Genomic DNA, 14675 nt, shown 5'->3' on the forward strand with positions numbered 1-14675 from the left:
TTGTCAGTAAGCCCTTAAAACCAAAGCCTTTATAAAAAACTAGTTAGGATGCTCATCTTCGGCTTTTGTAGGGTGTTCAGAAGAGTCTTTATCCTTGGTAGGATGTTCCTCCATATCTTTTGTTGGGTGTTCATCACTATTTGTATCGTGGTGTTCCGTGTTTTCATTCTTTTTCTGATCTCTGCAGGAACTCAGTGTTCCGGCGGCAAGGAAAAAGAAAAGGAGCATAACCAAACTAAGGTATTTAAATTCTTTTAATCGGTTCATAATCGTTGTTGTTTAAATTTATAAGGATGCAGAACGAGTCCGTAATGCATGATTTATCTACTAAATATAACCATTTCTGTTTCAATCTCTTAAGAAATCTGTATTTAAATAGATTAGTTTTAAAATTATCATTATAAAAGGTGCTGTTTTATCGCAACCGTTTACAGAAAGTCGGAACAAATAAACATAATCTATAGACTATTCATTCTTTTAATAATATGGAAATGTTTTAAAATATAAATTGACTTTACATCCCGTATTTATCCATGAGTAGGATCAATCAGTGGAATTGAGTCCGTACTAATTTCATTTCCCTTATTACTTGAAAGGTCTAATTCCCTTGCTTTTTAGGTTGAAATCTCTTAACAATCAGTGAGTTTTCAATAAAGTAAGCAGTAATAACCGCTATTAAAATCGTAGGATTTGTATCATTTATTTTATAGATTTAATAAACTTTTAACATCGTCACCTATTTTAGGTGGTGGTGATTATTTAATCAACCTAAATATATGAAATTATGAAAAAAACTAATCAGCACACTATTTTTGCATGGATAATGGGAATATTTCCTAATCTCAAGGGTATTTTTGTTCTTAATCCGCTAAGAAAAAGTCGATTTAACAGCTTATTGACTTTGTGCTCCATTACAGGAACATTATTATTCACTTCTTGTTCACAAGATGCACTGGAGAATCAGGAACCTGCTGCTTCAGAAACCCAAGATGTAGTATTGGCATTGAAGGCACCGCCTACGGAACCCATTATCATAGATGATTTAACCACTACTGTGTTAAAAACAACAGAAGCTCCGGGGGTAGACCGAGGACGATTTAATATTACATTGAAATATTTATTACCACCTACAGAAAGACAAGTCGAAGTATTTGAAGCTGCTGCGGCCAGATGGGAACGAATTATTATAAAGGACGTACCTTCATTTACGGGCAGTGTCCCTTCTGCGTTTCAAGGTTTTCCAGATATAGAAGGAACAATAGATGATGTTGTTATTGAAGTTGCGCTGGCACCCATTGATGGTCCAGGAGGTATCCTTGGACAAGCCGGACCAAGTTTTGTGCGTACCAGTGATTTCTTACCATTATCCGGGGTCATGTTTTTTGACGTAGATGATTTGGATTTTCTAGAAGAATTAGATCTCTTCGAAGAGGTAATAGTTCATGAAATGGGTCACGTTTTAGGTTTAGGTACTCTTTGGAATGTAGAACCCTATTATGCTAGAACATTACGTAAAGGACCAAATAGCAATCCTTATTTCACAGGAAAAATGGCCAACGTTTTTTGGAATGCTGAGGGAGGAACCGGCGAATTACCAATTGAAAATATGGGAGGACCGGGTACAGCATTAGGTCACTGGCGCGAATCTATACTTAAAAATGAATTGATGACTGGTTACTTAAATCTAGGGGAGAACCCATTAAGTAGAATTACAGCAGGCTCCATGAGAGATCTTGGTTATGGGGCGGCTATGGTAGGTGAAAAATATGATTTGCCACGGGACACACCTGGGGTAGATCCTAATAACCTTGGAGACGACGGAACGGGTGAGACTCATGGTATTAATATTGCAAATAGGGAGGTTCTGCTTCAACCGATAGGTTTTGTAAACACCAAGAAAAAGTAAACTAAAATAGTATTATCTTCTTTAAATAAGTTTTACTTTATAAAGGAATATAGTGATAAAAGAGCTTTTAATTAGAACGATTGTCCTAAGTAAAAGCTCTTTTTGTTTCATACAGCGAAGGTGTAGGAAAAAGATATGTGATCTGCAGATAATAAATTACAATAGGTGCATAAATAGGTTAGATAATGTAAATACAACGTAACTTATACACCTATTTTAGCCAATTTATAGGGTTTTATTTAAACTCCCAGTCTTCTTTTAATGCCAATCTCCAAAGGTAATACAATAAGATGCTTTGTCTGTTCTTCTTAAATTATGGATAGGTTCATAATAATAGGCATTCATAACGGCTCTTGGAAAATAATTTACTGATCCTTCGGCTCTCAAGTTTAAAAAACCTACTCCAAAATGGCCTGCTTCCAAAGTATGTCCAATTTCATGGGTAAGTACCGAGGCTAAATCGATCCCTGGATTTGTGGAGGGGGTATCCGTCCATAGAAAGTCGTCGTTAAACCAAACCTCTTTTAAAGAGGTGTCTGCTTTTCCATCATTATCTATATCGGTAGGATTTCCTTCTTCATCCACAAAAATAAAGCTAAAGGTAACCCCTAAAGTACTTTTTGGGTCTAGACCATCGATAAAACCAAAAACAAAGCCTGGAACATGCCCTAGAATATTAATATCGGTAAAGGGATTCCCTGCCTCCCCACCTATAGAAAGGATGGCACTGTTAAAAGTATCAAGGTTAGGCTCTTTGATTATAGATGCTTTTCCGCACCTACTATTTCCCCAATTCATATATGCATCATCAGAAATTGCTTCCGTGGGAATACTACCATTTGCATAACTCAAGGGTTCAAATACGTTATAGCTTACGTTTTTCCCATTTCCTCTTCTAGGATCATCCTTTACCCAAGAGGTGTATTCCAATACTAATTCAAACTGCTTGTCAAAGATAACAATGGGGACCCTATTACTCATGGCCTCTACCTTAAGCAGTGCCATCCCGAAAGGCTTCAGCTTCTTATTGATCGTTTCAAATTGATCACTGGCCAAGGCCAATTCTTTAATTTCGCCTCCACCTTTACTGGTTTTAGTAGCCTTAGAAATTTCAGCCAAAATATGTTGGTTGAGCTTTCCTTGGTTTGGTGCATCAAACTTTAATTCTATTTCAGTTAGTTGCTTCAATTGCTTGGTTTGGAAAATAACAGTTTCCTGTTCGCAACCTATTATCAAAAATAACCCCAAAATTAATACGGGTAATAAACATTTAATTTTCATTTTATTACGATTTAGTGGTTCCCTAATGAAATTAGACGTTTTTAGTTAGAATTCACCTCTAATTCGCGATTTATTTAAGATTTTTCTTTAATTTTTAGGCGTTTTATAGGTAAAATGTACTTCAAATCTCATTAATAAACTGTTAAATACTTATATATATAATAAAACTATGGCTCAGTTATCTCCCCGGATCTTCTAATAAATACAACAAAGATATTCAGTGCCACCAACGGGAACGTATAACTTTACAATAGTTTCTTAATTTATGGATAACGCTATTTTTGGAGTTTTTGTGGAAAAGGTGGTCTAATGAATTCTTCGGAATAATTGGATTATCCAAAATGTATAGCAAATTTTCTTAGAAAGAGCTTTATTGAAATTGACACCTCTTATCAAGGGTAAATAATAAGGCGACAACACCATTATTTATTATCTTTTGGTTATATCATTCATACTGATATCGGTTCTAAATATATTACTTAGAAATTATAAATTAAGCAACACGGATAAATTCGATGGAAAAGAAAATTTTAGTTACCGGTGCTACTGGAAAGGTGGGTCAAGCTTTTATTAACACCTTTCTAAGCGATCCAAAAGAAAAGGGTACCATTAGAGCCCTCTGTCACAAGCGTAGTATACCCTCTAATGCTCGATTAGAGGTAATCCGTGGTTCCATATCGGATAGAAAAACGGTTTAAAATGCTATGAAGGGCATTACCCATGTGGTTCACTTGGCAACTCCCAAGGAGGACACAGAAACCATTATGGACGTTGCGATAAAGGGATTGTTTTGGTTATTGGAAAGTTGTAGAGCGTCCAGTAGTTTTAGACGCTTTATCTTGATTGGGGGAGATGCATCTGTTGGGCATTATTTCTATCCGCATAAAAACCCAATCACGGAAGAACAACCTCATACAGCTTACCCTGGAGGTTATGCCCTGTCTAAAGTACTGGAAGAAACGATGCTGCAGCAGTATTTTATACAATATAATGTGGATGGATGCTGTCTTCGCGCACCATGGATAATGGAGGGGAACGATTTAAAGCGGCATCTCAGCTTTGGGAAGCAGGTATTTGGCGTACCCGAATGGCACCAAATGGTGAGCCCTATTACCGCAATGAAATATGAGAAAGAGAATATCATTCCACTTATGTTAGACATTGATGGAAATCCAATGAAAAGGAATATGGTGCATCTAAAGGACCTAGTTACAGCTATACAGATTACCCTAGATCACAAGGAGGCAAAACAACAGACATTTAATATGTCCATGGATGAGCCTTTTGATTATGGGAAAGCGGCCAATTACCTTTTAGAAACCCGTAAAATTAAGTCGGTGCCGGTAGAAACGAAATACTATTCCACTTGGTTAGATAATAATAAAGCAAAATTGTTGCTGGGATGGAGGCCAGCATACGGATTAGAGAAAATGATAGATGCGGCGTGGGAAAATTAATACTCCTTTTACTCCATACTCATGTTATACATTTCTAGTAATAATCCAATTTTCAGATAGTGTTGTTGAATAGTACTCATTTGAGCATATAAGAATAGGAAAACGATGCTAAACTTCAATTCCAAGAAATGGTTTAGTTTATGGTAGACACATTATACTAATGAAGGGTAAGTCTTTAATGAGATACCGTACTATTCAACTTCCGTAAATAAATTGCTTAGAAAAATTAATTATCTTTATAAGGTTCTCCCCTCATTTAGTGCAATAACCCACGACTGTCTTTTATCTCTGCCGTAATTCCAATAATAGATTGAAATTAACAGACGATAAGGCCTAAATCGCTTTGTTTAAACCGGTAATAGGGTGTTTTGAGTTATTTTTAATCAACTAAAGAATGTAATGAATAGCCCAACTACCATCCAAGAAGTTCTTAATGAATTGGATATCATCATTGAAGATGCTATTGCTTCGAATGACCGATTAGGATTATTTGCTTATGTTTATAGAAGGACAACCTCAGAAATATTTAAGGAAATTCAATTACAAAATTTTGAAGACAACCCGCGTATGGAGAAAATGGATGTTGTTTTCGCCAATCTTTACCTCAATGCTTACAAAAATTATAAAATCAACAATAGCGTCCCTAAAGCTTGGGAATTTGCATTTACAAATAAAAATGAACCCTTAACCATAATACAGCACATTCTTTTAGGTATGAATGCGCATATCAATCTGGATTTGGCTATTGCAACAAGCACATCCATGAATGGTATTGAGTTGGCTGAAATTAAAAATGATTTTAATAAGATAAATGATATTCTTTTTAGTATAGTCAATGAGTTTCAGGATAGACTGAGCAGTGTTTCTTATATGCTTTTTTTGTTGGATATGATTGGTGAAAATTCCGATGAAAAAATTATTGATTTTAGTATGCGGAAAGCCCGGGAACAAGCGTGGAATAGTACCAATTTACTTTGGGCTCTTGGATCGGATAAACAAGGGGATACTATTAATGGCATAGATTCCATGGTGCTGCAACTCAGTAAAGTTATAAAGTCCCCTAAGTCACGTTTAGTTCGTTTTATTTTAAAAACTATTGGAAAGTTTGAGAAAAATGAAGTGGGCGCCGTAATTTCTAAATTACAAGAAAATTAGAAAAAACAATACCCCAGGCATGGGAACTAATCCTTCATTGAATACGTGAGCTTAATGATGATTTTTATAGATCTCCAGTTGTTTTATGCGAATATCTTAAAGCATAATTGACATTGAATAAATGGATTTTTAAAGGTGCAGTTTCAATACTTTTAAAAGAAATAATAAATAAAAGCTTGTTTATTGAAAAAATGGCATCACCTTTGCACTTTAAGTATTATAAATTTAATAAATATTACAATGAATAAAGGAACAGTAAAATTTTTCAATGACACTAAAGGATTTGGATTTATCACTGAAGAAGGAGTTGAAAAAGATCACTTTGTACACATTTCTGGATTAATTGACGAAGTACGCGAAGGCGACGAAGTTGAATTTGATCTTCAAGAAGGTAACAAAGGCTTAAACGCAGTAAACGTAAAAGTTATCTAATACATATACTTCAAGTTACTTCAAGCCCATCTATTTATTTAGATGGGCTTTTTTTATGGATACCTATTTAAAAATAAAACAACAACCATCGATGGATTACTTTTCTCTTTCAATGTATATTTTATAAATTATCCTTCTTGTTTTGTGTAAAAGTATAGCGCTGCTCTTGTGTGGAAGAGGCGTTTAGTAATTGGTTAAACTTCCTAATACTATTGAAATTTCGGGTAATCTCTTCTGAAACCGCTAGACCAGAAATACCCGTTTCCAAAATAGTAGCAATATCATCTATAGTGATTTCCCCAAATCCTATAATAGGGGTGTCAGTTTTCAAGATTTCTACAATTGCCGTATATCCATTTATTCCTAAAGGCTGACTCATATTAGGGTTAGCTGTTGCTGATCTATAAGGGCCTAAGCAAATGTAATCTACTTTCTTATCAAGTAAGGTTTCGCAATCTTGTAGGGTAGTGGCTTTACCGCCTATTATTTGCCAAGTGTACAACTGTTTTCTTGTTAGGGCAGGGCAGACGTCCCTGTTTTCTAAAAAGATACCATCCGCTTTAATTTCTTTAGCTATCCTATAATCGTTATTAATGATAAGTCTCGTTTGAAAATGAGAAGTTATTTCTCTAGCCTCCTGCGCCAGTTTCATCATTTTTTTGTCTGAAACCTTTCCTAAACCCAATTGTACTAATTCTATACCAGAGGTACAGGCCTTTTGAATATGCTCTAAGTGTTCTGTCGGAGAATTTCCCTGAGATATATAATGTAGTTTGGATATAGTCATAAATTTGTTTTAAATTAAATCTACTTTTTAAATTGTAGCCGCCAATCTACTGGCCTGATCTATGGCGCGTTTTGCATCCAATTCCACAGCAACATCGGCACCTTCAACTACATGCACTTTTAACCCAATTTCTTCTAACGGGGCTACCAACGCTGCATGTGGTAATTGACCTGCACAAATGATAACGTTATCTACTGACAACACATTTTGAGATCCGTTTTGAACATAATGCAAGCCATCATCGTCAATTTTGGTGTACTGCACGTTATTAATAAATTGTACTTTTTTCTTTTTCAATGTAGAACGGTGGATCCATCCCGTAGTTTTGCCCAAATTAGCACCAAATTTACCCTTACTACGCTTAAACATAAAAATTTCTCTTGGTGAGGGATCAATTTCTGCGGTGATCCCTTCTATACCACTCCTGGCCTTCATTGTTTTATCTATTCCCCATTCCTTTAACCAAGCGTCAATATGTAATGAGGGGCTTTCCCCTTCGTGCGCCAAATATTCTGACACATCAAAACCAATTCCTCCAGCTCCTATAACCGCAACACGTTTCCCTACCGGTTTTTTATGTTTTAAGACATCAATATAGCTTAAGACCATAGGATGATCCATTCCTTCAATTTTTGGTGTCCTTGGTTTGATCCCTGTAGCAACTATAACCTCGTCAAAATTCCCCATTTTTAAATCCTGGGCATCTACCATTTTATTTAATTTCACCGTTACCTCTTGTAATATTAGTTGTTTCTTAAAATAACGGATAGTTTCATAAAACTCTTCTTTCCCGGGGATTTGTTTTGCCATATTAAATTGTCCTCCTATTTCCTTGTCGGCATCAAAAAGCGTAACGTGGTGTCCACGTTGTGCAGCAATAGTTGCCGCAGCTAATCCTGCAGGACCTGCGCCTACAACAGCAATATTTTTCTTTTTTTCCGTTGGAAGATAATTAAGTTCCGTTTCATGACATGCTCTAGGGTTTACTAAACAACTTGCCACTTTACGTTCAAAAACATGATCTAAACAGGCTTGATTACAAGCAATACAGGTGTTAATTTCGTCGGATTTATTCTCTGCCGCTTTATTTACCCATTCTGAATCTGCCAAAAATGGTCGGGCCATAGAGATTAGGTCGGCATGACCTTCTGCTAATATCTTTTCGGCTGTTTCTGGCATATTTATTCTGTTAGATGTAACTAACGGAATGGAAAGTTCTTCCTTCATTTTTTTAGTGACCCAGGTAAAGGCTGCCCTAGGAACCGAGGTAGCAATAGTGGGTATCCGTGCTTCGTGCCAACCAATTCCAGTATTTATAATTGTGGCACCTGCTATTTCAATTTCCTTACCCAAAGCCACTACTTCTTCCCAAGAACTCCCTTTTTCTACCAAATCCAACATAGATAAACGATAGATGATGATAAACTCCTTACCAACAGCTTCTCGAGTTTGCTTTACTAGTTCTATGGGTAATCGCATTCGGTTTTCATAGCTCCCGCCATAGGTATCCTTACGTTTGTTTGTTCTTTCTACAATAAATTGATTTATTAGATATCCTTCGGAACCCATAATTTCCACCCCGTCATAACCCGCTAATTTTGATAGTTTGGCCGAATTTACAAAATCCCGGATGGTCCGTTTTATGCCAGATGGTTTCAATCTAAAAGGTTTAAAGGGACTAATGGGCGATTTTATGGCAGAAGGTGCCACCGCAAAAGGATGATAACCGTACCGACCTGCGTGTAATATTTGCATACATATTTTACCGCCTTCTTTATGCACCGCATCAGTAATTATCTTATGATGTTTCACGTGCTTTTTAGTGCTCATTCGTGCAGCAAACGGTCCTGTCCAACCTTGTACATTAGGGGCAATTCCGCCTGAAACAATTAAACCAACGCCTCCTTTTGCCCGTTCTGCATAATAATTTGCAATCCTTTCAAAACCATTTTTCTCCTCTTCCAACCCGGTGTGCATAGATCCCATTATAATTCGGTTTTTAAGGGTAGTAAACCCTAGATCTAGAGGTTCAAAAATATGTGGGAAATTGGTCATGCTTATTTATGTTTTTGCTATGCGCGCATAATAAGTGGTAAGTTACGGAATTTTTGGAATGAATAATGACGACTTAGGGTAGCATTTGTTCGCGTGAGTAGTGGGGTAGTACCAGTATTAGCTCCTCCTACTTATAGATCTAACTTGGCTACATATTATACGGCCAATAGTTATGTAAATAAACTATAGAGTGCGTAATTTATTTAAATTCAGTACATTATATGCTTGGGTCTTCCGAAACTTTTTAGCGAAAGTGGGTAGGAGGGGAGTGGAATTATACTATTATCTAAACTATCTATTGTAAAACTAAAACGCCAATATACCATAGAGTGCCAATTTGGGAATGGTATAAAAATGAGCACCTAAACAATATCCATTTTTATTCCATTTACAAAATACATTCTTACCGGTCCTCTATTTTTAACATTGATCTCTCCACGAGGCTCACAGTTAAAATAATCTTTAATCATGGAATAAGTAATTTCTGATATATTTATTCTACCGGACTCGGACATACTCTCCATTCGTGACGCTACGTTAACGGTGTCGCCCCAAATATCATAGGCGAACTTCTTGGTACCGACCACTCCGGCAACTACTGGGCCAGTATTGATTCCAATACGGATGTCAAAATTCATGGAAGTGGCGCTTGCATTTTCTTTGACTTTGGCAACAAAATCCACAATTTCTAGGGCTGCCAAAACCATTCTATGCGCGTGATCTTCTGTATGCGGATGTAAGCCTCCGGCGCACATATAGGCATCGCCTATCGTTTTAATTTTTTCCAAACCATGTTTTTCTATGATCTCATCAAACCTTGAAAAATAAAAGTTTACCGTATCCACCAAGGCTTCCGGGGAAAGTTTTTCCGAATAACTGGTAAATCCCTTAAAGTCCGTAAACAAAACCGTTACGGACTCGTATTTTTTGGCCTTTACGGAACCGTTCTCCTTTAATTCCTGTGCCGTCTCTCCGGGGAGAATATTGAGTAATAGCTTATCGGATCGATCTCGTTCCAATTCAATAATCTGTTTTGTTTTTTTTATATATCTATTACGTCTGTAAAGACCAAGGGCTAATATCCCAATTAACAATAGTGCCACTGCCGTTGCAATCGCGATATTGCGTTGGTTTTTACGTCTTTGGTCTAGTAGATCTACTTCAATTTGTTTTTGTGAAACCTCAAAAGTAGTACGCTGATCTGCCATTTGTTCTATGGCTTCAATATTTTTAACGCTGTCCCTGTAAACAATATGCTCTTTGTAGTAACGATGAGACGACTCATAATCGCCATAGCGTTCATATAGCTCGGATAACGTAAGATTGGCATCACTAATTTGATCTTTTAAACCATAAAGGGAAGCCAATTCCAGACTTCTTTTAGCATAAGTTAAGGCGGTCGAAAACTTATTTTTTCTTGAATATATATCGGACATATACGTTAAATAAATCGAAATGGGGTAATAATCTTCCAATTCCTCCAAAATTGCAATCGCTTTACTGATTTCCTCTTCAGCCTGACTATCATTTTCAAGTTCGGCATTTATCATCCCTAAATTTCCTAGACTATAAGCTTGACCAGTAGAGTGAACTATGTTTTCGAAGATAACCTCCGCTTCCTTAGTGTAAATAAAAGCGGAGTCTAATTTTCCGGAAGTAAAATAATCATCTCCTGCATTTAACAAAGCGGTTGCTATCTTACTGGAATCACCTAGTTTTCGTAACAATTTAATTCCTCGATTGTAGTATTCTTGTGCATTTTTGGAATTATCCATTATGGAATAGGTATCCGCGATGGTGATCATAAGGGTTCCAAAACCAATTTCGTCGTTAGTACGGCGTGCAAAGTTTAGACTCTTAAAATAAGCGGTTAATGCCTCAACGTTGTTACCTTTAAATTGGTGAGCATTACCCTTCTGTAAATAGCCCTGGTACAGGTAATTATACAAGGAGTCCTCAGCTGCCTTTGCTATCAGCATTTCCGAAAACGCTATTATCTTATCCGGATTTGTTTCTTCAACAGTAATTCTAGATAAGATTTCCAGATCGTTGTCCCCATGGGATTTAGAATTATATTCCAAAATAAGACTATCCGCCAATTTCTGATCTTGACCGAAAGAGAAACAAATACTAAAGCAAAAAAAGCCTATTGTTACATAGGCTAGCTTTTTAATCGTCGTCATATTGGATTAGGTGTTTTTATCTCATCTTGAGTTTTGGATCTTGGGTATAGTGCTTGCCGTTTACGGTATAGGTTATAGCATATGATTCCTCACTACCAGGGGGTAGGGACCCTATTACTCCTAACCAGATTCCATCCTTTGGTGCCCTTTGTCTCATAGGGTCCATCCTGAACAAATCATTCTTCTTATCCTTCCTTGGACGTTCAAACACATTGTCAATACAAGAAATATCTCCCTCAAACTGCCAAATCACCGTATCGCCATTGGTTACTTTTGTGGTCAATTCATCATCTCCATGGTGAGTATGGGATGAATCTCCTTCATCATCATGAATGACTAGCGGAGTAGGATTTTTTGTAGTAGCACTTATTGTAATGGTGTTTGTTGCATGGTTCTTTTGCCACAAAAAATTATCTTTCTCAGAATTATCGCCCTGGCAAGCTGGTTGACCGTTTTTGTTGCTAGCATTTAATATATTTAAATATTGTTTGCTACTTTTTACCTGTATTTTGAACCAACCTTGTTTATCTGGTTTAGAGAATTTCCATAAAAAATTATCAGGTGCATTATTGGAGTCGATTAAAATACCCTGGCCTACCCAATTGCCATTTTTATGGCCATCATCTAATACATTTAGATATTGGCCACTACTTTTTACCTGAATCAAATACCAATCTGTATTTTTTGGCGCATACAGTATTTGCCATAAGAAATTATCAGAAGTGGGTGCATTACCTTGGCATGCCCACGCTCCATTCATATTGCAACAATCCAATATATTCAAATACTGTAGACTGCTCTTTACTTGAAATTTTAAATAATAACTAGCCATAACAAATTGGATTTAGTAGTTACTCTATTTCTTATTATTCATAAATAATTCACATAAGATTCAATAAATAAAATTGATGGTCATTTTTCCCTCCTTACATTAATTTAGTAAAATCTTATGGTATAATACTTACCGTGTAGGATGAATAGGACGTATAAGTGTCCCAATATGGGGATTTACTTATCAAGGGATTTTGGTGAAAATAGTTATGGAACGCTATACACCATTCGGTTGCTTAAATTTTCGGGTTGTGACAAGGGTTTTACCGCACCTAATCGGAGTAGAAGGGATAGGAGGGGAGTGACACCGAACTTTTCGTGAGGTGCATAAATCCCTTTCTTTTAAATAGTTATCTATGAATAAATGTGTGTGAAGTAGGTTAAGAAATAATGATTACAAATCACCTAAAGTTCTTGATAAGTTGGACCTGCTGATTAATAATTGAACTAATAATATATAAAAACCCAGTAAGTTTAGAACTAAAACGACCGGGTTTTATTTAAAAATATTTTAGAGAGATTTACTATTCTGCAGCTCCAGAATCGGCAATGTTTTGTAAAGCGTTAGAAATTAATTCTAAATTCCCTGTGTTATCGTCTATATCATGTCGATCGGCCATTTGGTACGGATCGTTATAAATAATTTTAACGTCGCCGTTAGCGTTTTCATAAACCAACATTTTTTGAGGTAAATCCAAGGCTACTGTTCGAGATTCTTGCATTAAAGGTGTTCCTAATGCTGGGTTTCCAAAAATAATAAGTTTTGCAGGCATTAAGAACATGTCAACTCCCGCTGCATTAGCTTGATGATCTAATTCTGCCATCACGGTAATAGGCTCTAAACTATGTAAGGTGTTTAAAATTTGGTCGTAGGTGGTATCAAAATCATTCGGACTGGTCACTGTTATGATTCCAGCAGGATCATCTGTATCTACAGGATTTAAGATGACATCTTCTCCAGTGGCCGAATGAACGATATTGGCCAAGGCATTGGCGATGGTTTCAGTGGTAGCAACATCTCCTAAATTATGTCTATTCACAACATAATCCACAGAATTATAAGCCACAACCGTATCGCCGTCTTCATCAACATAGACTGTTATACGTTGCGGAAGATCTAATCCGGCTTGTATATTATCCTGCATTAGGGGCGTACCTAAAGCTGGATTTCCAAAGAATATGGTTCTCGTAAAATCCAAAGTTAACCCTGCATTAGAGGCGTTTTCTGAATGATTGACTTCGGCTACAATTCCAATATTATCGTTGGCATTTAAAATAGATATGATAGCGTTGTAAACGGTACTTGGAATTTCTGTAGTTGCTACATAAGCAATACCATCTGTATCTGGACTACTATTGTCTGGAAGTCCATTGTTATCATCATCATCACAAGTGCTAAATACAAGGAATACACTAAATAAAAACGTAATTAATTTCGTTGTTTCCATAGTAATCTATTTTTACATATACAGGTAATATAAGATAAGGGAATCTTAATGTTTAGCACAATAACATCTAATCTTGCCGTAAATCCTAAAAAGGTTTAAAGAAATCCGCTGCCCGACCTAGTCATTCAGGCGGGCTTATTATATGAGCTGACGGTAGGAGCGCAGTGACAATATGTTTGTGGAATGGTATTTTATATGAAAACGCTGAAAAGAATAAAAGAGTTACATTAATTTTGTATTTCATATATTTTACATAAAATCAGAAACTTGTTAGAGAAAAGACAACAATTACCCCAAGAACAATTTATAGCTTCAGATTATTTCATTTATTGTTTAGAAGGGGTTCATGAAATAGAAAAGGACATAGTTACCGAAGCCCAGGAAAACTTGGAACAATTGGCCATGAAATATGAAATAGCAAGTATATATAAAACCTGCGACACCATTGAAGGACTAGAAGATAGCTTAAATGCACTGATCTTGGCCGATCATAATTTTAAAGACTATGAAATAATCTACTTGGTGATAACAGGTGAAGCAAATAGTATTTGTTTAAATGACTACTACTATAGTTTACAGGAAATTGCAGAAATTTTTGAAGGAAGGTTAAAAGGAAAGATTTTACATTTTTCAAATGCAAAAATTCTAGATTTAGACGAAGAGGAAGCTCAATATTTTTTAGATATAACTGGCGCAAAAGGGGTTTCTGGCTATGGGAATGAATTTAATGGAATAAGCAGCTCAAATCTTGATATAGCATTCTTTAACTTATTTAAAGAAGATGATAATATGTTAGATGTTGTAGAAGAATTGCATCAAAGACATTATAACGTCTGCAAATTACTCGATTTTAGATTATATTATTAAACCCATATAGCGACTGATATCTGAAAAGAATCTAAAAACCTAACTTTTATTTTGGCGCCCGCCCGAATGTACCTTTTCGGTTCGGGCAGGCCCGCCCGAACGCGTGTTGAATCCTTAAAATTTACCAAGAGTATTAATTTGCTCAATATTAATACCTACCTGAGAATCGCGTATTTCGAAAATTATGGGCCTTAGTACGTAATAAGAGAATTATGGGCAGAATTCAATTGTTGGCATTCCTGTAAAATAGCTTTCATAAAGAAATAGTCAGTG

13 protein-coding genes are annotated in these 14675 nt (G+C 36.2%); 6 read left to right on the forward strand and 7 right to left on the reverse strand.

Features of this window, described 5'->3' with window-relative positions; translation table 11 throughout:
• Positions 1-39: 39 nt before the first annotated feature.
• Positions 40-267 (reverse strand): hypothetical protein, encoded by a 228-nt coding sequence (locus G466_RS0114230; RefSeq protein ID WP_026814270.1) that lies wholly within the window; start codon positions 265-267, stop codon positions 40-42.
• Positions 268-784: 517 nt separating this feature from the next.
• Between G466_RS0114230 and G466_RS23235 the strand changes: the two genes are divergently transcribed.
• Positions 785-1906, forward strand: coding sequence for a leishmanolysin-related zinc metalloendopeptidase (locus G466_RS23235; RefSeq protein ID WP_051315686.1), 1122 nt, complete (start codon positions 785-787; stop codon positions 1904-1906).
• A gap of 258 nt (positions 1907-2164) precedes the next feature.
• Here the strand turns inward: G466_RS23235 and G466_RS0114240 are convergent, their stop codons facing one another.
• Positions 2165-3187 carry a zinc metalloprotease gene (locus G466_RS0114240; RefSeq protein ID WP_026814271.1) on the reverse strand — a complete coding sequence of 341 codons (1023 nt, stop codon included), beginning with the start codon at positions 3185-3187 and terminating at the stop codon, positions 2165-2167.
• Positions 3188-3702: 515 nt separating this feature from the next.
• Between G466_RS0114240 and G466_RS24250 the strand changes: the two genes are divergently transcribed.
• The 4 genes from G466_RS24250 (at position 3703) to G466_RS0114260 (ending at position 6231) form a co-directional block, all read left to right on the forward strand.
• A complete protein-coding gene (locus G466_RS24250) occupies positions 3703-3885 on the forward strand; it encodes a Rossmann-fold NAD(P)-binding domain-containing protein (protein ID WP_205622036.1) in 183 nt (60 codons plus the stop codon).
• Between the two features lie 6 nt (positions 3886-3891).
• Entirely contained in the window at positions 3892-4644 is a 753-nt protein-coding gene (locus G466_RS22140; RefSeq protein ID WP_205622037.1) for an NAD-dependent epimerase/dehydratase family protein, read from the forward strand.
• Between the two features lie 399 nt (positions 4645-5043).
• Entirely contained in the window at positions 5044-5799 is a 756-nt protein-coding gene (locus tag G466_RS22145; RefSeq protein ID WP_051315687.1) for a DUF5995 family protein, read from the forward strand.
• A 240-nt stretch (positions 5800-6039) separates the two neighbouring features.
• Positions 6040-6231, forward strand: coding sequence for a cold-shock protein (locus tag G466_RS0114260; protein ID WP_026814272.1), 192 nt, complete (start codon positions 6040-6042; stop codon positions 6229-6231).
• Between the two features lie 121 nt (positions 6232-6352).
• Here G466_RS0114260 and G466_RS0114265 read toward each other — a convergent pair whose 3' ends face one another.
• The 5 genes from G466_RS0114265 to G466_RS0114285 all read right to left on the reverse strand — a co-directional run bounded on the left by G466_RS0114265 (position 6353) and on the right by G466_RS0114285 (position 13535).
• On the reverse strand, positions 6353-7018 hold the full coding sequence (locus tag G466_RS0114265; RefSeq protein ID WP_026814273.1) for a thiamine phosphate synthase: 666 nt from the start codon (positions 7016-7018) through the stop codon (positions 6353-6355).
• 27 nt (positions 7019-7045) lie between these two features.
• A complete protein-coding gene (locus G466_RS0114270; protein WP_026814274.1) occupies positions 7046-9073 on the reverse strand; it encodes an NADPH-dependent 2,4-dienoyl-CoA reductase in 2028 nt (675 codons plus the stop codon).
• Positions 9074-9435: 362 nt separating this feature from the next.
• A complete protein-coding gene (locus G466_RS0114275; RefSeq protein ID WP_026814275.1) occupies positions 9436-11256 on the reverse strand; it encodes an adenylate/guanylate cyclase domain-containing protein in 1821 nt (606 codons plus the stop codon).
• A 16-nt stretch (positions 11257-11272) separates the two neighbouring features.
• Positions 11273-12088: an RICIN domain-containing protein gene (locus tag G466_RS0114280; protein ID WP_157373904.1), complete on the reverse strand. Its 816-nt coding sequence runs from the start codon at positions 12086-12088 to the stop codon at positions 11273-11275.
• 523 nt (positions 12089-12611) lie between these two features.
• Positions 12612-13535 carry a DUF302 domain-containing protein gene (locus tag G466_RS0114285; protein WP_034235751.1) on the reverse strand — a complete coding sequence of 308 codons (924 nt, stop codon included), beginning with the start codon at positions 13533-13535 and terminating at the stop codon, positions 12612-12614.
• A gap of 267 nt (positions 13536-13802) precedes the next feature.
• On the opposite strand from G466_RS0114285, the gene G466_RS0114290 reads away from it, so the two are divergent.
• Entirely contained in the window at positions 13803-14402 is a 600-nt protein-coding gene (locus tag G466_RS0114290) for a DUF6642 family protein (protein ID WP_026814278.1), read from the forward strand.
• The last annotated feature ends 273 nt before the right edge of the window (positions 14403-14675 follow it).

The sequence above is a fragment of the Arenibacter certesii DSM 19833 genome, from assembly GCF_000429545.1.
GTDB lineage: Bacteria > Bacteroidota > Bacteroidia > Flavobacteriales > Flavobacteriaceae > Arenibacter > Arenibacter certesii.

Excerpts from the sequence above, each read along its gene's own strand:
- G466_RS0114265 (WP_026814273.1), bottom strand. The coding sequence starts at position 7,018 with ATGACTATATCCAAACTACATTATATATCTCAGGGAAATTCTCCGACA.
- G466_RS0114230 (WP_026814270.1), bottom strand. The coding sequence starts at position 267 with ATGAACCGATTAAAAGAATTTAAATACCTTAGTTTGGTTATGCTCCTT.
- G466_RS22140 (WP_205622037.1), top strand. The coding sequence starts at position 3,892 with ATGAAGGGCATTACCCATGTGGTTCACTTGGCAACTCCCAAGGAGGAC.
- G466_RS0114280 (WP_157373904.1), bottom strand. The coding sequence starts at position 12,088 with ATGGCTAGTTATTATTTAAAATTTCAAGTAAAGAGCAGTCTACAGTAT.
- G466_RS0114285 (WP_034235751.1), bottom strand. The coding sequence starts at position 13,535 with ATGGAAACAACGAAATTAATTACGTTTTTATTTAGTGTATTCCTTGTA.
- G466_RS0114240 (WP_026814271.1), bottom strand. The coding sequence starts at position 3,187 with ATGAAAATTAAATGTTTATTACCCGTATTAATTTTGGGGTTATTTTTG.
- G466_RS0114275 (WP_026814275.1), bottom strand. The coding sequence starts at position 11,256 with ATGACGACGATTAAAAAGCTAGCCTATGTAACAATAGGCTTTTTTTGC.
- G466_RS24250 (WP_205622036.1), top strand. The coding sequence starts at position 3,703 with ATGGAAAAGAAAATTTTAGTTACCGGTGCTACTGGAAAGGTGGGTCAA.
- G466_RS0114260 (WP_026814272.1), top strand. The coding sequence starts at position 6,040 with ATGAATAAAGGAACAGTAAAATTTTTCAATGACACTAAAGGATTTGGA.
- G466_RS0114270 (WP_026814274.1), bottom strand. The coding sequence starts at position 9,073 with ATGACCAATTTCCCACATATTTTTGAACCTCTAGATCTAGGGTTTACT.
- G466_RS22145 (WP_051315687.1), top strand. The coding sequence starts at position 5,044 with ATGAATAGCCCAACTACCATCCAAGAAGTTCTTAATGAATTGGATATC.
- G466_RS23235 (WP_051315686.1), top strand. The coding sequence starts at position 785 with ATGAAAAAAACTAATCAGCACACTATTTTTGCATGGATAATGGGAATA.